This window comes from Shouchella rhizosphaerae, assembly GCF_900142675.1.
GTDB classification, from domain to species: Bacteria; Bacillota; Bacilli; order Bacillales; family Bacillaceae_D; genus Shouchella; species Shouchella rhizosphaerae.
In genome coordinates, this window is sequence record NZ_FRBS01000001.1 from 792,214 (window position 1) to 811,005 (window position 18,792).

At 45.6% G+C, this 18,792-nt stretch carries 20 protein-coding genes; 8 read left to right on the forward strand and 12 right to left on the reverse strand.

Going from position 1 to position 18,792, the window contains the following annotated elements; all coding sequences use genetic code 11:
* Positions 1 to 58 precede the first annotated feature (58 nt).
* Positions 59 to 1,645, forward strand: a complete 1,587-nt coding sequence (locus BUC05_RS04125; RefSeq protein WP_011246954.1) for an ABC-F family ATP-binding cassette domain-containing protein — start codon at positions 59 to 61, stop codon at positions 1,643 to 1,645.
* A 58-nt stretch (positions 1,646 to 1,703) separates the two neighbouring features.
* On the opposite strand, the gene BUC05_RS04130 is transcribed toward BUC05_RS04125, so the two are convergent.
* The 5 genes from BUC05_RS04130 to BUC05_RS04150 all read right to left on the reverse strand — a co-directional run bounded on the left by BUC05_RS04130 (position 1,704) and on the right by BUC05_RS04150 (position 7,824).
* The gene (locus BUC05_RS04130; RefSeq protein WP_011246955.1) at positions 1,704 to 1,904 is read right to left on the reverse strand and encodes a DUF6501 family protein; all 201 of its coding nucleotides are present in this window, start codon (positions 1,902 to 1,904) and stop codon (positions 1,704 to 1,706) included.
* An 83-nt stretch (positions 1,905 to 1,987) separates the two neighbouring features.
* Positions 1,988 to 3,250 carry a 2-oxoglutarate dehydrogenase complex dihydrolipoyllysine-residue succinyltransferase gene (gene odhB, locus BUC05_RS04135; RefSeq protein WP_011246956.1) on the reverse strand — a complete coding sequence of 421 codons (1,263 nt, stop codon included), beginning with the start codon at positions 3,248 to 3,250 and terminating at the stop codon, positions 1,988 to 1,990.
* A gap of 14 nt (positions 3,251 to 3,264) precedes the next feature.
* Complete coding sequence (locus tag BUC05_RS04140; RefSeq protein ID WP_011246957.1) at positions 3,265 to 6,096, reverse strand: 2-oxoglutarate dehydrogenase E1 component; 2,832 nt, start codon at positions 6,094 to 6,096, stop codon at positions 3,265 to 3,267.
* 225 nt (positions 6,097 to 6,321) lie between these two features.
* Positions 6,322 to 6,636: a hypothetical protein gene (locus BUC05_RS04145; RefSeq protein ID WP_011246958.1), complete on the reverse strand. Its 315-nt coding sequence runs from the start codon at positions 6,634 to 6,636 to the stop codon at positions 6,322 to 6,324.
* A gap of 99 nt (positions 6,637 to 6,735) precedes the next feature.
* Entirely contained in the window at positions 6,736 to 7,824 is a 1,089-nt protein-coding gene (locus BUC05_RS04150) for a class I SAM-dependent methyltransferase (protein ID WP_051881088.1), read from the reverse strand.
* Positions 7,825 to 7,981: 157 nt separating this feature from the next.
* Here BUC05_RS04150 and BUC05_RS04155 point away from each other — a divergent pair, with 157 nt between their 5' ends.
* Positions 7,982 to 8,614, forward strand: coding sequence for a lytic transglycosylase domain-containing protein (locus tag BUC05_RS04155; protein WP_011246960.1), 633 nt, complete (start codon positions 7,982 to 7,984; stop codon positions 8,612 to 8,614).
* Positions 8,615 to 8,646: 32 nt separating this feature from the next.
* Here the strand turns inward: BUC05_RS04155 and BUC05_RS21435 are convergent, their stop codons facing one another.
* Genes BUC05_RS21435 through BUC05_RS04165 form a run of 3 tightly spaced genes read right to left on the reverse strand, consistent with a single transcriptional unit; the run spans position 8,647 to position 11,400 of the window.
* A complete protein-coding gene (locus BUC05_RS21435; RefSeq protein WP_156323128.1) occupies positions 8,647 to 8,817 on the reverse strand; it encodes a hypothetical protein in 171 nt (56 codons plus the stop codon).
* A complete protein-coding gene (locus BUC05_RS04160; protein WP_011246961.1) occupies positions 8,810 to 9,256 on the reverse strand; it encodes an OsmC family protein in 447 nt (148 codons plus the stop codon). Before BUC05_RS04160 ends, BUC05_RS21435 begins: the two co-directional genes overlap by 8 nt.
* Positions 9,253 to 11,400 (reverse strand): type IA DNA topoisomerase, encoded by a 2,148-nt coding sequence (locus BUC05_RS04165; RefSeq protein ID WP_011246962.1) that lies wholly within the window; start codon positions 11,398 to 11,400, stop codon positions 9,253 to 9,255. Before BUC05_RS04165 ends, BUC05_RS04160 begins: the two co-directional genes overlap by 4 nt.
* Before the next feature lie 178 nt (positions 11,401 to 11,578).
* Between BUC05_RS04165 and sda the strand changes: the two genes are divergently transcribed.
* The 6 genes from sda (at position 11,579) to BUC05_RS04195 (ending at position 16,240) form a co-directional block, all read left to right on the forward strand.
* The gene (sda, locus tag BUC05_RS04170; protein WP_081427615.1) at positions 11,579 to 11,710 is read left to right on the forward strand and encodes a sporulation histidine kinase inhibitor Sda; all 132 of its coding nucleotides are present in this window, start codon (positions 11,579 to 11,581) and stop codon (positions 11,708 to 11,710) included.
* A 368-nt stretch (positions 11,711 to 12,078) separates the two neighbouring features.
* Entirely contained in the window at positions 12,079 to 13,026 is a 948-nt protein-coding gene (locus tag BUC05_RS04175) for an ABC transporter ATP-binding protein (RefSeq protein ID WP_035201357.1), read from the forward strand.
* The gene (locus BUC05_RS04180; protein WP_011246965.1) at positions 13,023 to 13,757 is read left to right on the forward strand and encodes an ABC transporter permease; all 735 of its coding nucleotides are present in this window, start codon (positions 13,023 to 13,025) and stop codon (positions 13,755 to 13,757) included. Before BUC05_RS04175 ends, BUC05_RS04180 begins: the two co-directional genes overlap by 4 nt.
* Positions 13,754 to 14,440 carry an ABC transporter permease gene (locus BUC05_RS04185; protein ID WP_011246966.1) on the forward strand — a complete coding sequence of 229 codons (687 nt, stop codon included), beginning with the start codon at positions 13,754 to 13,756 and terminating at the stop codon, positions 14,438 to 14,440. The genes BUC05_RS04180 and BUC05_RS04185 overlap by 4 nt, the downstream gene beginning before the upstream one ends.
* Before the next feature lie 97 nt (positions 14,441 to 14,537).
* Positions 14,538 to 15,629 carry a sensor histidine kinase gene (locus tag BUC05_RS04190; RefSeq protein WP_011246967.1) on the forward strand — a complete coding sequence of 364 codons (1,092 nt, stop codon included), beginning with the start codon at positions 14,538 to 14,540 and terminating at the stop codon, positions 15,627 to 15,629.
* Positions 15,626 to 16,240: a response regulator transcription factor gene (locus tag BUC05_RS04195; RefSeq protein WP_011246968.1), complete on the forward strand. Its 615-nt coding sequence runs from the start codon at positions 15,626 to 15,628 to the stop codon at positions 16,238 to 16,240. Before BUC05_RS04190 ends, BUC05_RS04195 begins: the two co-directional genes overlap by 4 nt.
* 228 nt (positions 16,241 to 16,468) lie before the next feature.
* Here the strand turns inward: BUC05_RS04195 and queF are convergent, their stop codons facing one another.
* Genes queF through queC form a run of 4 tightly spaced genes read right to left on the reverse strand, consistent with a single transcriptional unit; the run spans position 16,469 to position 18,771 of the window.
* A complete protein-coding gene (gene queF / locus BUC05_RS04200) occupies positions 16,469 to 16,966 on the reverse strand; it encodes a preQ(1) synthase (RefSeq protein ID WP_011246969.1) in 498 nt (165 codons plus the stop codon).
* A gap of 11 nt (positions 16,967 to 16,977) precedes the next feature.
* A complete protein-coding gene (gene queE / locus BUC05_RS04205; protein WP_035201359.1) occupies positions 16,978 to 17,691 on the reverse strand; it encodes a 7-carboxy-7-deazaguanine synthase QueE in 714 nt (237 codons plus the stop codon).
* Positions 17,684 to 18,109: a 6-carboxytetrahydropterin synthase QueD gene (queD, locus tag BUC05_RS04210; protein WP_011246971.1), complete on the reverse strand. Its 426-nt coding sequence runs from the start codon at positions 18,107 to 18,109 to the stop codon at positions 17,684 to 17,686. The genes queE and queD overlap by 8 nt, the downstream gene beginning before the upstream one ends.
* Complete coding sequence (queC, locus tag BUC05_RS04215; protein ID WP_011246972.1) at positions 18,106 to 18,771, reverse strand: 7-cyano-7-deazaguanine synthase QueC; 666 nt, start codon at positions 18,769 to 18,771, stop codon at positions 18,106 to 18,108. The genes queD and queC overlap by 4 nt, the downstream gene beginning before the upstream one ends.
* Positions 18,772 to 18,792: the final 21 nt, after the last annotated feature.

The following is an 18,792-nucleotide window of genomic DNA, read 5'->3' on the forward strand; positions in this document are numbered from 1 at the left end:
AGAGATAGGGATCCGACAGCGGCATCCTTTTATGCTCAATGTGTAGGAGGCTTTTTTTATGATTACTGTAGCGAACGTTGGTTTGCAATATGGCGGACGCAAACTATTTGAAGACGTTAATATTAAATTTACGCCAGGCAACTGTTATGGTTTAATCGGCGCCAATGGAGCTGGCAAATCGACCTTTTTGAAAATCCTTTCAGGGGAAATCGAATCTCAGACAGGGCATGTTTCGATGAAAGAAGGTTCGCGCCTAGCTGTTCTTAAGCAAAACCATTTCGAATATGAACATGAAGAAGTGTTGCAAACCGTCATTATGGGACATGCACGCCTCTATGAAGTGATGAAAGAAAAAGACGCCATTTATATGAAAGCTGAGTTTTCAGATGAAGATGGCATGAAAGCAGCTGAGCTAGAAGGCGAATTTGCAGAATTAAACGGTTGGGAAGCTGAGTCAGATGCAGCCGTCCTATTAAAAGGGCTCGGCATTGGCGAAGACCAACATCATAAAACGTTGTCTGAGCTTGCTGAATCAGACAAAGTCAAAGTGCTTCTGGCACAAGCGCTATTTGGCAAACCGGATGTGCTTTTACTGGACGAGCCGACAAACGGCCTCGATTTAAAAGCGATTCAATGGTTGGAAGATTTTCTTATTAATTTTGAGAATACGGTCATTGTCGTTTCCCATGACCGCCATTTCTTAAATAATGTCTGCACGCATATTGCCGATTTGGACTATGGGAAAATTGAGCTGTACGTTGGAAACTATGATTTTTGGTATGAATCGAGCCAATTGGCCTTAAAAATGGCACAAGACCAAAACAAAAAGAAAGAAGAAAAAATCAAAGAGCTTGAGAACTTTATCGCTCGCTTTAGCGCCAATGCCTCCAAATCCAAACAGGCGACTTCGCGTAAAAAGCAATTAGAAAAAATCACCCTTGACGACATTAAACCTTCCTCGCGCAAATACCCATACATCCACTTTTCGCCAGCACGTGAAATTGGAAATGATTTGCTTTTGGTTGAAGGGTTGTCAAAAACCGTTGATGGTGAAAAAGTGTTGAACAATGTGTCGTTCCGCATGAACAAAGACGATAAAATCGCTCTTGTTGGTTCAAACGATGTCGCCAAAACGACGCTATTTAAAATCTTAATGGGTGAAATCGAGCCTGACGAGGGCACATTTAAATGGGGAATTACGACAAGCCAATCGTATTTTCCGAAAGACAACTCTGCCTTTTTTGAAGGAAACGAGCTAAATCTTGTCGATTGGTTGCGTCAATACTCTCCTGAAGATGACAGTGATACGTTCTTGCGTGGTTTTCTTGGCAGAATGCTCTTCTCTGGCGAAGAGGTGCTTAAACAAGCAAACGTTTTATCAGGTGGCGAAAAAGTCCGTTGCATGCTGTCAAAAATGATGCTCTCTGGCGCGAATGTGCTGCTGTTGGATGAACCGACAAACCATCTGGACTTAGAGTCGATTACAGCGCTCAACAACGGGTTGATTAATTTTAAAGGGTCGCTCTTGTTCAGTTCCCATGACCAACAATTCATTCGCACGATTTCAAATCGCGTCATTGAGTTGACAGCGGATGGCATCATAGACGAAGACTCGTATGAAGATTACTTAAAACATGTAAAATAAACATCGAACCCCCCGTTGCCTTAGCACGGGGGGTTCCTATTGCGACAATAAGCGCCTACTAGCCTTGAAAATACTCTTTATAATAGCCGCCCACTTTTCCAGTATTGTCAATGACAAAATAAAACTCGTCGGTTTCATTTTTAAGCGGATATTCTTTCCCTGCTGTCAAAGCACGGTTGACAATATATTTTTTCGCATCGGTATGTACACATTTCACCATGCGTATCGTCGGTGCATTCGTCCACGTTTGGTGAATCACTACTGATCGTCCCTCCTTGTGCTGCGTTCCTTTATTGTACAGCAAACAGGGCTGGTTCGCCAGCCCTGTGCTGTCTTATCTTCTTAGCCTTCCAGCAACAATTGTTCAGGATCTTCAATCAGCTGTTTAATTTTCACGAGGAAGCTAACAGCTTCTTTGCCATCGACAATGCGGTGGTCATAAGAGAGCGCCAAATACATCATTGGCCGATTTTCGAAACGTTCGTTGTCAATCGCTACTGGGCGCATTTGAATTTTATGCATACCGAGAATGCCTACTTGCGGCGCGTTCAAAATTGGCGTTGACCAGAGGGAGCCAAACACCCCGCCGTTCGTAATCGTAAATGTACCACCTTGCATATCTGCCAGTTGCAATTTATTGTCCCGTGCTTTTTTGCCAAGTTCGCCAATGCCTTTCTCAATGCCAGCAAAGCTGAGGCGATCGGCATCCCGCAATACAGGGACAACGAGACCGCTATCTGTCGAAACAGCAATGCCAATGTCATAAAACTTCTTGATGAGAAGCTCATCGCCTTGAATTTCCGCATTTAGAAGCGGAAACTCTTTTAAAGCGCCAACAACGGCTTTTGTAAAGAAAGACATAAATCCTAACTTCACACCATGTTTTTCAGAAAATGCATCTTTGCGGCGGCTACGCAAATTCATAACTGCGCTCATATCGACTTCGTTAAAAGTCGTCAACATCGCTGTTTCATGTTGAACATCAACAAGTCGCTTTGCAATCGTTTGCCGGCGCCGTGACATTTTTTGCCGTTCAACAGGTTTGCCTGCTTCCCCTTCGCTTACTGGTGCAGAAGACGGCTGTGCTTTCGGCGCTTCTGTCTGTTTTGGTTTTGCTTGATGGGCTTCGATATCTTGGCGGCGAATTTTTCCTGTTGGATCCGTTGGCGTAATCGCATCAAGGGAAATGCCTTTTTCACGCGCCAATTTCCGTGCTGCTGGCGAGGCAAGCGGGCGGTTGTTGCTGACAGCTTCCTCTTTTTCTGGCTGTTGCGTTTGCTCAGCTTGCTTCTCTTCCTGCGGTGCTTCCTCTTTTGCCGTGGCTTCTTCCTTTGTGCTTTCGCTTGTTGCAGAGGAGCCGCCGGCAGAGCCGCTTTCATCGATAATCGCGATGACTTCGCCAATTTCTACGGTATCGCCTGGTTCCCGTTTGAATTCTTTAATCACGCCAGCCGTGTCCACGGGAATTTCAGCATTGACTTTGTCTGTTTCAAGTTCAGCAATAAACTCCCCTTGCTCGACATAATCGCCTACTTCTTTCAACCACTGGGAAATGGTGCCCTCTGTAATCGATTCTCCAAGCTCAGGTACTTTGATTTCAGTCACGTCAAAAAGCCTCCTTAGTTTTTGCGAGTCAATGACTCCGTTACGATGCGTTTTTGTTCTACTTTATGGGCATTGGATACGCCTTCAGCTGGGCTTGACCGGTAGGTGCGGCCAATATAGCTCAACGGAACCCCTGAAGGCAAGATTTCGCGAATGCGCGGCTCCATAAAAGTCCAAGCACCCATGTTTTTAGGCTCTTCTTGTACCCATTTGACTTCTTCTAAGTTAGGAAACTCTTTTAATCGTTCGCGAATCGCGCGGCGCGGAAACGGGTACAGCTCTTCTACCCGGATAATGTGAACCCAACTCCAGTCCTCATCGTTTTTGTTCACATAATCTTGCAATTCAATTGCTAGTTTTCCACTGCACAATATAATCCGTTTAACCGCATTCGGATCATGACCAAGCGTTGGCTCTTCCAAAATCGGCTGAAACTCGCCTTCTGTAAAAGCAGACGTTGGCGAAGCAACCACTTGGTTACGGAGCAAGCTTTTTGGCGTCATGATAATAAGTGGGCGCACTGTATTCTTTTGCAAAATCTTCGCCTGGCGCCGCAAAATATGGAAATATTGTGCGGCTGATGTGCAGTTGGCAACTGTCCAGTTATTCTCTGCTGCCGAGCTCAAGAAGCGCTCGACACGCCCACTTGAATGCTCAGGGCCAGCCCCTTCATAGCCATGAGGCAACAAGACAACAAGACCTGACTTTTGCCCCCATTTTGCTCGCCCAGCCGACACCCACTGGTCAAACATTACTTGGGCGCCGTTGACAAAGTCGCCAAATTGAGCTTCCCATAACACAAGCGTCTCTTTTGAAAAGACATTGTATCCGTATTCAAAGCCCACGCATGCCTGCTCCGTAAGAGGGCTGTTGTAAACGGCAAAGGATGCGTTGGCATCTTTAATCGTTTGCAGCGGTACATGCGTTTCATTGGTTTCCCGGTCATGCAAGACAAAGTGACGGTGCGCAAACGTGCCACGCTCACTATCTTGGCCACTCAAACGGACCGGTGTGCCATCATGGAGAATCGAAGCAAACGCAAGGATTTCAGCCAATCCCCAATCGACATTGCCTTCGCCGTCAAATGCATTGGCACGGCGCTTTAAGATTTTTTCAAGCTTTTGGTTTGGTTTAAAGGAGCTCGGCCAGTCAAGCAACTGCTCATTCATGGCAACAAGCTTTTCTTTTTCGACAGCGGTTTTCACTTTTGGCAAGCCGTCCACAATAAAGTCAGGAGGGCTCAGCTCATACTTTTTCTCTGATTTATCGCTGTTGACTTTGTTGTATTCTTCCAGCAAGTAGTTGTACATATCGGTATCTAGCTTCTGTGCTTCTTTAGCTGTAATCACTTGTTCAGCTTCAAGCTGTTTAGCGTAAATGGCGCGCACGGTTGGATGTTTGCGGATTTGCGCGTAGAGATCAGGCTGTGTCACCGCTGGCTCATCGCCTTCATTATGGCCAAACCGGCGGTAGCCAATTAAGTCGATTAAAAAGTCTTTTTGGAATTTACGACGGTACTCGACTGCAAATTTAATCGCCCTCACGCAGGCTTCCGCATCATCTGCATTCACATGCACAATTGGAATTTCAAAGCCTTTAGCCGGATCGCTTGCGTATGTAGTTGAACGCGAATCATGCATTTCAGTCGTATAACCGATGTTGTTGTTGGCGATAATATGGAGCGAACCGCCGACATGATAGCCGTTCAAACGGCTTAAGTTAAGTGTTTCCGTCACGACGCCTTGCCCTGGAAATGCGGCATCGCCGTGGATAAGGATCGAATAAGCCCTTGTCGTGTCTTGTTTAGGTGCGCCTTTGCTGCTGCGATCCTCTTGGGCAGCCCTTGCATATCCTTCAACAATCGGCGAAACAAACTCCAAATGGCTTGGGTTGTTAGCAAGGGACACAATCGTTTGCGCGCTTTTGTCGTCGCTAATTTGCCGGTCGGCCCCTAAATGGTATTTTACATCGCCAGTCCAGCCTGTATAGGTTTCTCCAAGGCCTTCTGACGGGGCATTTAATTTGTTAGGCGCTTGCAGGAATTCCGAAAAGATCGCTTTATATGGTTTCCCAAGTGTATGGGCTAAAACATTGAGACGTCCTCTATGTGCCATGCCGATCATAACGTGGTCAGTCTTTTCTTTTCTGACTTCCCTAATCGCTTTATCAAGCATCGGCACAAGCGTATCAAGTCCTTCAATTGAAAAACGTTTTTGCCCAACAAAGGTGCGGTGGATAAACTTCTCAAAGCCTTCTACAGACGTTAGTCGTTCAAGCAGCGCTTTTTTCTCCTTATTTGGCAACTCATCGGCATACGCTTCAGACTCCACTTGCTTGCGGAGCCAATTGCGTTCCTCTTCATCTTGAACGTGTCCAAATTCAAATGCCATCGTCTGCGTATACACTTTTTTCAAATGTTCGATCGCTTCGAGCCCATTTTTTAAATGCGGCGGAGCATCCTTGCAAATCAGCTTGACAGGTACTTTTTTCAATTCTTCTTCCGTTACGTTAAAGCGGTCATAGTCTAGCAAATTGCTGTTTTTGTCGGTTTTCCAAATCGGCTGTATGTCAGACACCAAATGACCTTTGGCACGGATATAATCAGCCAGCCTCACCGCTCCTACTACTGCGCTTATCATGTCCGCCCCGATTGTTTCCTTTGCATTAGACGAGCTGACGTTCTCTTCTAAAGCTGGCGGACCCCATTTCTCAAAGTGGGCACGCGTTTGTTCATCTACGGAGTTCGGGTCTTCCACATATTGATCGTACAGCTCAATCACGGCTCCAAGGTTAGGACCATAAAATCCTCGCCAAGGCTTTTCCGGGCTGTGTTCCTTGCTGGACATGTGATATAAACCTCCTAAAACGTTTCATTCGCCAAAGGCGAATTCTTTTTCAAGCGCTTACAAACCTATTTTACCATTTTCCAGCCTGTATCTCAAAAAAAATGCATAATAATTGACGAATTATGCCACATTTTTTGGATCGTCGACAATGGAAGCGGTCACTTCGATTTTAGCGCGTTTGCGCGCGAAAATCCAGTGTTTTTATCGAGCATTCTGCCTATTTCGTCAAAAAGCGTTTCCGTCTTTCGGATTAGGTATGAGTTCCCAATTTTTTGCCGCGATTGATTGTAGCTGTTTCGCCTCCTCTTCTTCTAGTTGAATGGTCGGTTCATCACAGCGCTCTTCTTGAAATGTTGCTTCTATTAAAGAGCCGTCTTTTGCAATAATGAGCTGTGCCCCTGGAGCCTCCATATCAGCAAGGGGCGGATCCAGTTCAAAAGCAAGCTGAACAACGATCCAGTCTGGCAATACATCAACATGAAATAGCGAGACATTCGTAAATGCGGCTTGATGGCGCGTATACGTATCTATTCGAATCATCTATTGCTCCCTCCCCCCTCTTCATCATACCAGTGGCAGCGTGTGGTTAAAAGCCAACAAGTTGTCAATCGTCTTTCCTAGCGCTTAAACTGCATTCCTCTAGTGCTTACCGCGTTGCTCAAATAAAAGAAAGTGCCAGCCCCCTTCTTTGACAATCGTCTTAGCAGACAGCAAACGAAAATGAGCCTGTTTGCTTGCTTTGACCAACTCTTTCTTTGAAGGAAGAGGGTGCATTTTTTTATGGGCGCTCATGAAACTGTTAAAAGCACTAGCGAATCGCTTGCCGTGCTTCCCATCGGTTATAGGGCTAATGACAATGAGCACTCCGTCGGTTGCTAGCTGCGCCGCTGCCCGTTTAAACATCTCAACGCGTGTTTCAGTCGAAAAGTAATAGAGGATATTGTTGAACATTAAAACGTCATAAGGACGCTTGCCTTGAAAGTGAAAAAAATCACCTTCGATAATGGTAGCATTTTCGTTTACATTGTTTTTTCTAGCGGAAACGCACACTTCGTGGTCGACTTCAATCCCGTCAAATTGTGTACCGGGAAATGTGTGCGCCAACCGTTTTACATAGCCACCGTAGCCGCAGCCGACATCGAGCACAGATTCGGCTTTGCGTTTTTTTATGACGGCAGCAATTTTTGGCACAGCCAATGCTTCAAGGAGACTAGAGGTGCCCGCCACCATATCGGCCATCTCAGGAGGAGGATCTTGCTCTTTGTTGGGAAGTTGTTCTCGGTAGCTTAAAAGGGTAGGCATATGCAATTCAAACAGCTCCTCGAGCAAGATACCGACTGAATGCTTGCTTTCTTTTGTTAAATATTTGCCCATCTTTGGTTTGGTTTTGATTTTGCCGCCTTTGCTTTCACGCAAGTGGCCGACCGCAACGCCCACTTCGACCCAGCGCGACAACAATTCGGGTTTGAGGCCGTGTTTATCCGCTACGTCGACGACTGTAGCGCCACTCTTAAAATAAGAAAATAAATTTAAGCTATAGCCCAAATAGGCATGCCACACCTTTAAAAACGGTTCCGCCTCTTTCAGCCACTTTCGAGCATTCCATACTTTTACATATTCATTTACCGCCATTTGCCCACCCCTTTGCTTCCTTTTCGCATCTAATTCGCTTAGTATATGGTGAATTCGTTTTTGCGGGGCGAAAGCGAACTTAACGTCTGTCTCCATTTATTTTCCACCAATAGAATTCTAGCCTTACAGCAACCGGTGTTGCCCCTCCTTGCCATTCCCAAAATCGTCAACATTGAAACGATTCTTTCTATGTTCTTTTTTCAATTGTCATGTTACGATAAGAGGGTAATTTGTGCAGAAAGAGGCTCGATTCATGCGAAAATGGTTTTTAGGTATTTCGTTGTTTTTTCTTGTTTGCTTGGTCGCAATCGTGTTGTTGTTTGAACAAAATGACCGCTTTCGCCAAAATGTTTACAAAACCATTATTGCCGAAAACCAAATTCCTGAAGATTATGTGCCTATATACAAAGAGGCAGGCGAAGAGTATGGCGTGCCTTGGGAACTGCTTGCTTCCGTTCATCGCGTTGAAACGATCTTTTCAACAATGGATCCGCTCGAAAGCCCTGTTGGCGCCCTTGGGCATTTTCAATTTATGCCCCGTACATGGGTCGGCTGGTCTTACCCAGGCACTGACGACATCGGCAATGTCGCTGAAGATGTTGACATTACGGATACCGATTTAATTGAAGCCCATAACGGATATGGCACTGACGCGTCAGGTAGCGGCAAAGCCGATCCTTTTGACCTAGCCGACTCCGCCTACTCAGCTGCTCGGTATTTGGCTGACCACGGCGCACGTGAAGGCAATTATGAAGAGGCGCTTTTCTCTTATAACAAAAGCGAAGATTACGTAGAAGAAGTAATGGGGTACTACCACACGTATACAGAGGAAGGGTACGAGCTTATACAACTTCCACTAAACAGGCACAAAGCAGCAGGAACGTAAAACGCACACCTCCATTTGTAGGTGTGCGTTTTTTATGAAGCTGTAATCGGATCTTCTTCGACGAGCTTTACTGGAATAGGCTCCACATAGCCTTCTGGCTTGTCATTCGTCTCAGAATGTTCGTCTTCCCCTTGACAGCCAGCAAGCAGCGAGAGCGAAAGGAAGGCAATCACAAAAAAGACAGACGCCAGACGCTTATTCATCCCTATCCACTGCTTTCACATTCGGTGTAACAGACACGGCGACATTGCCTGCGACTGCTTTTGTAATCATGCAAGAAGATTCTGCTTTAAACGCTAAGCGTTCCGCCTTCTCCAGCTGGGTTTGCTCTTTTAATACCACTGTCGGAAAGTGGCGGATTGCTCGGAATTCAAAGATGTTATTCGTCACATCCACATCGGCCTCTGCATGAAGTGTCAATGACTCCACCTCGATTTGAGCCCGCTCAAGCATGGCAGCATACGTGATCAAAAAACAAGTAGCGGCAGCACCGAGCAGCATTTCGTCTGGATTCGTGCCAATCCCAGGTCCGCCCATTTCTTTCGGAATCGATATGGAATGAGATAAGTTGCCTGTTTGGATAGTACCAGTGCTATTACGGCCGCCGTTCCAGGTGGCATCCAATAAAAATTGGTGGATCATTGTCCATCACCTCGCTTAGGAAATTCAAGAACCCAACTAAAATAGTTGCCTTGCTGCTGATAACGCAACGTAGCGGAAAACGTTTTGCCGTTTTTTGATTTTAGCCCTTTTACGTTGACGAAGCCATGTTTTAGCAATGATTTAACCATCGTTTTCGTTGGCTTCTTTTTGAAGCGAGCCAAATACTTATCATTTTTCCAAATGACAAAGGGGCAGCCGCTTTTCCAGCCACTGCAGCCAAACGCTTTGTTTGTTTCAATCACAGGCTTTTCGCATAGTGGGCATTTGCCAAGCGTTTCCGTTACTTGGCGTTTTTTCGTTTTCGCCATTGATTCGATCTTGCCTGTCTCATCGGCTTTGATTTCTTGCACAGCTGTTTCAATAAAGGCAAAAATGCTTTGCAAAAATGACTGTTTGTCCAAGCGTCCTTTCTCAATATCGAATAACTGCTTCTCCAATCTCCCAGTAAAAGCTAAATCAAACAATCTTTGAACCGGAAATTGTTCCACTAGTTTGGCGCCCGTTTCCGTACAATGGAGCGCTTTTCCAGATGCATGAATATACCCAATATCTTTTAGCTTTTTAATGGTATCTGCTCTTGTTGCAGCTGTGCCAATCGCATACCCTTTCATAAGCTGCTCGGCATCGTCTTTGTCGAGCTTCCGCCCACATGTTTCCATAATATGCAACAACGTTTTTTCAGTATGTGGTTTAGGCGGTGTCGTCATATGGTCGCTCGTTTTTCCAGAAAGCGCTTTGAGACGTTCCCCTTCTTCCACATTGGGCAAAAACGTTTCCTTCCCGTTTACTTGCTCTACTTGGTGCCAGCCATCAGCTCGCTTTTCCCTTCCCTTTGAAACAAAAAACCCTTCTGCTACGCCTTCTTCTAGCTTTGTATGAATGGTCGTTTCTAGAAATTCTGCTGGCGGCATAAATTGCATTAGAAACCGGTTTTTTACCGCATTATAGACAATTGCTTCCTCCGTATTCAAGCGTTTTGGCAACATGTACGTCGGGATGATTGCGCTGTGACTTTCCACTTTGGCATTGTTAAAAATCCGTTTGCTCGTTGTAAAACGAATGTCCTTTTCATACGGCAAGCCTTTGCTAATGGCCTTAAGGACTGCCGCCGTTTTCTTGACTAAACTCTCCTCCAGCGCCGTGCTAGACGTACGTGGATACGTAATCAACTTTTTCTCATATAACGACTGGGCGATTTTTAAAACTTTGTCTGCCGTCCATCCCTTGTATTTATTTGTAATATGGCCTTGCAGCTGCGACAAATTAAACAAAACGGGCGGGTATTCTTTTTTCTCGTTTCTCTCAACATGCACAGCGCGTGCAAGTTTTCCAGGCAGCAGCGAAGCCACTTGCTCTAGCCCTTGTTTTTCCGAAAAGGCAGTCTGCTTCTTGCATGTATAAACGCCTTCATAGGTAGCGCCGCCGGCCGTTTGAAACAACGCAACCAACTTATAATAACGTTCAGGCGTAAATGCTGCAATTTCCTTATCGCGGTCATAAATAATCTTTAACGTCGGCAGCAAGACACGGCCGATATTTAAGACGCTTCCCCGCCCAGGTTGGTACTTCAGTGTCGCTACAGACGTTAAATTGATCCCAATTGCCCAGTCGGCCCATTGGCGGCTAACCCCGGCATCACGCAATGTTATTAACTCAGAATTAGGGCGCGCATGTTTTAAGCCGCGGAGCACTTCTTGTTTCGTCCATTCATTTAAGAGCATCCGGAACACAGGCTTATCGGCACGAAGATTAGAAATGATGCTGTCGCCAATCAACTGGCCTTCCCGGTCATAGTCACATGCTGAAATAATGCGACGAACGTCATGGCGTCGAGCAAGCCGGGAAATAATGGCAAGTTGTTTTTTCGCCCCTGTATCTGGTTTGTTGTACGTTGATTTCACTTTATATTTAAACTGAGTTGGAATGAACGGAAAGTAACTCTCCTGCCATCTGGCAAATTTGGGATCATAATCTTTCGCGTCATACAGTTCTAAAAGATGGCCAAACGCCCACGTAATTAGGTAAGCATCCCCTTCATAGTACCCATCTTTTTTCGCTTTAATCTCTAACGCATCAGCAATGTTTTTGGCCACTGATGGCTTTTCCGCGAGGATAAGATCCACCTTGATTCCTCCACTTTTTTGATTTTTAATCTCTCTCAATCATACCATACTTGCCCAAACCGTTAGACATATATTGCTTACCTTAGCGTCTACGATAGAATCGTCAGCCATTGTATGTTTAGACTGATTTATCATAGGGAAAAAGAATCTATTCCCTTTAAATTAGGAGTGAGAATGCATGTTAAGCGATTTACAAGACGATATCCTTTACGAAGCATGGAACAAAGCAGTCGAACACAATCTCGATGCAACGTTTATTGCCATTTTAAAACAGGAAATAGAAAAGCGTGGTTTCATTCCGTCCAATTAACAGATCGTGCTCGTCTTAGGGAAACAAACACCCCATTACCTACATGTCGATCAATTGCAGCGGCATTAAACGGTTTTGGCGACGACATAAACCAATCATCCATAAATGAACACATGCGGACTTAGCTGCTGTAACGATGACCATCGAGTATGTATTTGCCGCCTCTCTGTCTATACGAGTGTAATTAGGCGCCGCCTCATAGTTACATTTGTCATTTTGTGTCCGATTTCCTTATCCTTGGTTTGTCTGGTATGAGTAAAACTCGAAAGCATTGGCCCTTGTTTTTTCATTTAGTGACAAATGGAACTACTCGCCGGTTCAGATTTACGCGATACTACATGTATCCTACACACGAAAAGGTGATGAACATGGTGATTGCCTCTTTGCAAGGAGTGGTCAAACGATATGGCTCCCATCTTGCCTTAGATCATGTCGACTTGGACATTCATGAAGGTGAAATTGTCGGGTTGCTTGGTCCTAACGGGGCTGGGAAGACGACACTCATTCATACACTAACAGGCATGATTCCTTTTGATCGAGGAACAATCGAGTTATTCGGATCAACGAAAAACCCATTTACGAAAAAAAACAAATCGAAAATGGGGCTCGTCACTCAAGAATTAACTGTCTTTGAAGAATTGACTGCAAAAGAAAACTTAGAATTTTTTGCTGGCGTTTATGGCCTGCGCGGAGAGGAGCGAAAAAAACGCGTTGCTGAGGCGCTCGAATTTGTTGGCCTTTCCACAAATGCACGCTCCGCTCCAAACAAATTTTCAGGTGGGATGAAACGCCGCTTAAATATTGCTTGTGCACTCACCCACCAGCCAAAGCTGTTAATCATGGATGAACCAACAGTCGGTATCGACCCTCAATCGCGCAACCACATTCTAGAAGCTGTACAAGAATTACGAAAACGCGGCACGACGATTTTGTACACGACTCATTATATGGAAGAAGTGCAAGCGATTGCTTCTCGTGTCGTAATTGTCGACCAAGGGCAAATCATCACAGATGGCACCGTTGATGAGCTAATTAAAACGATTCAACATGAAGAAAAAATCAAAATCGATGTGACCGAGCCAGCGCTCGTACCTATTTCTCGTTTGGAACAATTGGATGGGGTGAAACAAGTTGTTGTTGATGGCAGCAACATAACCGTTATTTCAAAAGCCGGCGCAGGCAATCTTGACCGCGTCGTTTCAATTATCAAGGAACATGGCGGCTTGCTCGGCATCCATGCTGAAAAACCAAATTTAGAAGACGTTTTTCTCACCCTTACTGGCAAGCAGCTGCGTGATGGGGAGGCAAAAGAATGACCAATGTTCTTCCTACGCTGCGGTTTACCGTATTGCGGCTGATCCGCAATTGGATTGTGTTATTGTTGCTGCTCGGAATTCCGATTGTGTTGATTACATTTTTTGCGCTTATTTTAGGTGATTCTAAAACAGAAGCTGGTATGCCTTACATTCAAGAATCAACCACTTTTATGGTTCTTGCCTTTCAACTGTTTGGAGGCTCAATCGTCATGTCCTATATACATGAAGACTTTTTCACGGAGCGCCGTTTTCGCATTCAGTCACTGCCTTTTAACCAAACGCTGTATGCATTCTCGATCAGTGTCCTCGGGACGCTATTTTCCATTTTTCTAGGGGGCATTTTGGTGTTTTATTCTTTTTGGGTCTTCAATGTTGAATGGGGGAACATTGGCTGGGCCGTGTTTGTGATCGCATTAATGGCCCTGTTATCAAGCATCGTCTGCCTCATGTTCACGTTTGCCGTCAAACAGTTTAAAGTCGCAGAACGACTAAGTGAAGTGTATGGCATCGGTGCGATTGTGCTTGCTGGTTTATTTTTCCCCATGCCAGAAAATGCTTTTTTTGAGTTTATGGGTTCATATGGAAATCCATTGACGCTCGCTAGCGCTGCGATTTTTGAATATCAAGCAGGAAACGTTGCAGAAGTATGGCTTAATGTAAGCATTTTACTCGGAGCAATCATTGTTGCCTTCTTTGTCATGCTTGCGCTTGGGCGGAGGCGAATGGGATGACAATTTTTCAATTTGCCCTTAAACGAAGTTTTCGCAACAAGACCAACCTTCTATTTTTAACTCTCTTTCCTGTTGCAGCGATTTTTCTCCCTGCCAGTGAAATATGGCCTTTTCTTCCTTTTGGCTACCATTATTTTGGCGTGCTCATCTTGTTTGTCAGCATTCGTTTGTCTTCCATGATGTTGGAAGACCGGCTCAAAGGCGTTGTCAAACGTTTAGCTGTTGCACCAATCAGCCATCTACACTATCTTTGGCAAAACTTGCTTGCCTACATGGTAATTCTCCTTTTCCAATGTGCGCTAGCAGTTGGCGGAGGCGTTTTGTATGGCCAAGAGTTATACTCGCCCTTTGCGGTGTTCTGTTTGTTCGTTACTTTTAGTTTGACATCCCTTGCTTTTGCGCTTGCCTGGATTTCCCTGTTTCGCAACAAAGAGACGTCTTTTCTTGTGTTTATGTCCATTGTTGTGTTAATCGCCCTCCTTGGCGGACTTATTATGCCCATCGAGATGATGCCGGCCGGCTTTGAACGACTCGCTGTCATTTTTCCGACTTATTGGTTATCGTCAGGTATGAAGTGGATCGCCCTCGGCGGTCAGACAGCAGACATATGGCTCATTCATGGGATGCTCTTGCTCTATTCTGTCTGTTTTCTGATCATTGGCAGTATCCGTAAAATCGCTTAGGGTCGTTCTGCCGAGCTTTTTATCGACTCCTGGCACTTGAGCTAGGAGTCAGATGTCGTTATAGTTAAAGCTAGAAAAATGGTAGGAGGGCTAGCCGATGGCAAAACTGGCAAGACCAAGCTTTTATATGGGATTATGGCGAATCGGCGGCTTGTTTTTTCTTACAGTTTTGTGGTTTATCGAAAACGGAACGAAGGTCCCGTTTGTCTTGGTTATGTTGCTGGCAATCATGGCAGCGCTCCGTTGGCGAATACGATTGCCCAGCTGGACTGTGCTCATTGATTTATGTTTTTGCCTGCTCTTTTCACCATTTTGGGTAGGGAGCTTATATGGTCTTGCCTTGCCTTTAGTGGAGAGTTTATGGCGAGGAAGGCCCTATTATTGTGTGCCTATCCCTTTTATCGTTTTCGCCAGTGGAGCTGCCACTGTTCATTTCGTTGTCTTTCTTTTAAGCGCTGCCTTGTTTGGGACTGTACTCCGCCATTGGCAACAACAACGGACTTCTTTTTGGCGTGAAATCGACCAAGAACGAAAAGCACGTTATGAGCTGGAACGGTTAAAAATCGATTTGCTTCAGGCCAATAGCGAAACGGCACAAATGGCGGAACTAACAGAAAGAAATCGCATTGCCCGGGATCTCCACGACCACCTCGGCCACGATCTCACTGGCGCGCTACTCGCCCTCCAAGCCTATGAACAGTGTCAACATGGCGAACAGGCAGAAAAAATGTTTGCACAAGTAAAAAAACGGTTAACACGGAGCACAAAACGGTTACGGGACACCGTCCATGACATGACTCCCGTCGCCTTAATCGGCGAGCAAACGATTGAATCGATTACCGAAAACTTTACATACTGTCCTGTTTCTTACCAAAAGTCAGGCAATATGGACAGCGTCCCTGTCTATCTTTGGAGTTTGCTCATCCCTTGTTTAAAAGAAGCATTAACAAATGTCGCCAGGCATAGCGATGCGACAAAAGTCACTGTTCATCTAGATGTCACAGAGACGATTGTCCGCCTCAGCATCCAAGATAACGGCACTTGTTCTGCTCAGTCCACAGACGGCAGTGGCTTGAGAAATTTAAAAATCCGTGCACGCGCCGCTGGCGGGAGCTTGTCTGTAAATCGCTCATCGGGCTATTCGATTGTTTGTGTCCTGCCAATCCAAGAAAGGAAAGATGCGAGATGAACATTCTTATTGTTGATGACGATGCGCTCGTTTGCCAGAGTCTCGAACTGCTTCTTGGCAACGAAGATGATTTTACTGTCGTAGGCACTGCCAACAATGGCCGTGAAGCACTTGTACAAATAGAGAAAAAAGCGCCTGACCTCGTATTGATGGATATTCGCATGCCCGAAATGGATGGCATTGAAAGTACAAAAGAAATCAAAAGCCGCTGGCCAGAAATGTTAATTATGATGCTAACAACGTTCCAAGATGAACAAAACATTCGCCTCGCTTTGCAGGCTGGAGCAGAAGGGTATTTGCTCAAATCGACAGCGGTAGCCAATATGGCCAAGCAAATCCGTGCCTTAAGCGCCGGTTCATCTGTACTGGACGCCGATGTGCTCAAGCAATTGGTGAAACCCCATGCCGACGCCCTCGCCGGATTAACAAAGCGGGAAAGTGAGATTGCCGAATGCATTGCCCAAGGGCTTTCAAACAAAGAAATTGCAGCCCATCTATTTTTAAGTGTCGGTACTGTACGGAATACACTCTCTGTCATTCTTGACAAGCTCGAACTGCGGGATCGCACCCAACTGGCGATCTACTATTGGAAACATCAAACAAACAGATAATAGGCGTGGGCCAACTTCAATAGAAGACTCTGTGTTGTGTTTCATACAAAAAAAGCGCAGGGCTGTCCCCTGCACTTTTAGTCCGTAGTTAACGCTTGTCCTTCGTTGCTCATGAACATACATCTTGTTCGCCTCTCCACACGAATGACAAAGCGTTTTCGGCAAACGTGGACGATGTTGTTGCCATTGGCGGCAACGTCAAAGCACCGCGTCCCCTTTGCAAGTCTATTAGCGGTTCGTTATCGTTTCAGGATACAGGTCATGGTTCATTAACCGGTAGTTCGCGATTTCCTCGTATTTTGTCCCTTTTTTGCCATAGTTGCAGTAAGGGTCTATGGAAATGCCGCCGCGTGGCGTAAATTTTCCCCACACTTCAATATAGCGTGGATCCATTAATTCAATTAAGTCATTCATAATCGTATTGACACTGTCCTCATGGAAATCGCCGTGGTTGCGAAAACTAAATAAGTACAACTTCAGCGACTTGCTCTCAACCATTTTTTGCTCAGGGATATAGCTAATGTACAAGGTTGCAAAATCAGGTTGCCCTGTTTTCGGACATAACGTCGTAAATTCTGGGCAATTGAATTTAACCATGTAATCCCGATAAGGGTGCTGATTGTCAAATGTCTCAAGAACACGAGGGTCATAACTGTATTTGTATTCCGTTTGCTCACTGCCGAGCAATGTCACATTTTGAAGCTCTTTTTCTTGTCTTCCTGCCATAGTATCTCCTCCTACACGCCCCGCTTATTGCCCCATAGCCATGTGTGCAGCTGTGGAAGAACTCGGACGTTGTTCATTTCCTTGTCAGCTAGCGCCTTTTCGACGAGAGCTTCGTAAGCGCCCATTCGTTTCTCCAGAAAGCGAGGATCCTCTTTTTCAGCAAAATCTTCATTCCCTGTTTGCAAGTAAAAAGGCACTGTTGGATAGCGCTTATGCACATGCTTCGCGTATTGGTAGTCTGCGTCATCAAACACGACAACCTTTAAGCTTACCGCCGGTGCTTGTAATTGTTGCAAAAACAAATCGAGCTTTGTCCAATCTGTCTCCATTCCTGAACTTGGCGGTTTCGGACTAACTGTCACTTCATCGACGCGATTGATCCAACATTGAAAGATGCTTCCTTGTGTTTCAATCGCTGTGGCAACGCCCTTTTCATTAAGCAATGCCACCAGTTCACCTATGCCTTTATGAATCGCTGGATTTCCGCCGGAAATGGTGACATGGCTATACCCATTTTCACAAAGTGAATCAAGGCGCTCTATAATTTCTTCTGCAGACAACGGTTCACTCTTTTCGCTGCCATCCCATGTAAAAGCAGAATCACACCAGCGACAACGGTAATCACATCCGCCTGTACGCACAAACATCGTCTTCTGCCCGATCACCATTCCTTCTCCTTGAATGGTCGGCCCAAACAATTCAACAACGGGAATCAATTTAGCCACGGGCATGCTCCTTCGGCCGGTAGACAACATAACTAGTAGGCGTCTCTCTTACATACACTTGAATGCACAGTGGCCGATTTGGACAAGTATCAAGCTGCTCTTGGACGACTTTGTAAATGGTCTCCGCCATTTTTTCAGTAGAAGGAGGGGCCGTTTCAAACAGCGTGTCTTCATTAAGAAGACGATGGTCAAAGCGGCCATGAACCGCTTGTTTTAACTTGCTAAAATTAACAAGGAATCCAGTCTCGTCAAGGGCATCCCCGACAATCGTCAAATTGATAAAATACGTGTGCCCATGGACACGTTGGCATCGGCCAGCCCGTTCATCGTCAATGTAATGAGCAGCGGCCACATGCATATCTTTGTTCAGTTCATAGCGATATGAATGGATTGGCGCCGGATAAATTTGCTGGATCATTGGCCCGCACCTGCCTTCTCGCGCAAATAGAGATCCAATCCATTTTGACGGAGCTGGCAAGATGGGCAAGTCCCACAACCGTCTCCGCGAATCCCTTCATAACAAGTGAGCGTCTTCGCTCGAATGTATTCGAGTTGCCCCATTTTATCAGCCAATGCCCATGTTTCTTTTTTATTTAGCCACATGAGCGGAGTATGAATCACAAATTGTTCGTCCATCGCTAAATTCAACGTCACATTTAATGACTTAACGAACACGTCGCGACAATCTGGGTAACCACTAAAATCTGTTTCGCAAACGCCAGTGATAATGTGCTTTGCCCCCATTTCCCGTGCATATACAGCGGCAAACGATAAAAACAAATGGTTGCGCCCAGCGACGAATGTGCTAGGCGATTCCCCTGCTTCACCGGCTTGGACGCTAATATTTTCCCTCGTTAGCGCGTTTGCCGTAAGCTGGTTCAACAAGCCCATATCAAAGACTTTATAAGGAACCCCTTGCTCATTGGCGATGTCAACAGCACACTGGATTTCTTCCTTGTGGCGCTGACCATAGTCAAAAATGACTGCGTGGAGCGAACGATAACGCTCCTTTGCCCAGAATAGGCAAGTCGTGCTGTCTTGGCCGCCGCTAAAGACGACGACAGCTTTGTCTTCTAACATGCTACATTTCTCCTTTTGAGA

Bases quoted from the DNA above. Each gene is read 5' to 3' on its own strand.
- queD (WP_011246971.1), bottom strand. From the start codon at position 18,109: ATGATCCAGCAAATTTATCCGGCGCCAATCCATTCATATCGCTATGAA.
- BUC05_RS04140 (WP_011246957.1), bottom strand. From the start codon at position 6,096: ATGTCCAGCAAGGAACACAGCCCGGAAAAGCCTTGGCGAGGATTTTAT.
- BUC05_RS04190 (WP_011246967.1), top strand. From the start codon at position 14,538: ATGGCAAAACTGGCAAGACCAAGCTTTTATATGGGATTATGGCGAATC.
- BUC05_RS04125 (WP_011246954.1), top strand. From the start codon at position 59: ATGATTACTGTAGCGAACGTTGGTTTGCAATATGGCGGACGCAAACTA.
- BUC05_RS04150 (WP_051881088.1), bottom strand. From the start codon at position 7,824: ATGGAGACAGACGTTAAGTTCGCTTTCGCCCCGCAAAAACGAATTCAC.
- BUC05_RS04175 (WP_035201357.1), top strand. From the start codon at position 12,079: ATGGTGATTGCCTCTTTGCAAGGAGTGGTCAAACGATATGGCTCCCAT.
- BUC05_RS04180 (WP_011246965.1), top strand. From the start codon at position 13,023: ATGACCAATGTTCTTCCTACGCTGCGGTTTACCGTATTGCGGCTGATC.
- BUC05_RS04155 (WP_011246960.1), top strand. From the start codon at position 7,982: ATGCGAAAATGGTTTTTAGGTATTTCGTTGTTTTTTCTTGTTTGCTTG.
- sda (WP_081427615.1), top strand. From the start codon at position 11,579: ATGTTAAGCGATTTACAAGACGATATCCTTTACGAAGCATGGAACAAA.
- BUC05_RS21435 (WP_156323128.1), bottom strand. From the start codon at position 8,817: ATGAATAAGCGTCTGGCGTCTGTCTTTTTTGTGATTGCCTTCCTTTCG.
- BUC05_RS04185 (WP_011246966.1), top strand. From the start codon at position 13,754: ATGACAATTTTTCAATTTGCCCTTAAACGAAGTTTTCGCAACAAGACC.
- BUC05_RS04195 (WP_011246968.1), top strand. From the start codon at position 15,626: ATGAACATTCTTATTGTTGATGACGATGCGCTCGTTTGCCAGAGTCTC.
- BUC05_RS04145 (WP_011246958.1), bottom strand. From the start codon at position 6,636: ATGATTCGAATAGATACGTATACGCGCCATCAAGCCGCATTTACGAAT.
- queF (WP_011246969.1), bottom strand. From the start codon at position 16,966: ATGGCAGGAAGACAAGAAAAAGAGCTTCAAAATGTGACATTGCTCGGC.
- queC (WP_011246972.1), bottom strand. From the start codon at position 18,771: ATGTTAGAAGACAAAGCTGTCGTCGTCTTTAGCGGCGGCCAAGACAGC.
- BUC05_RS04160 (WP_011246961.1), bottom strand. From the start codon at position 9,256: ATGATCCACCAATTTTTATTGGATGCCACCTGGAACGGCGGCCGTAAT.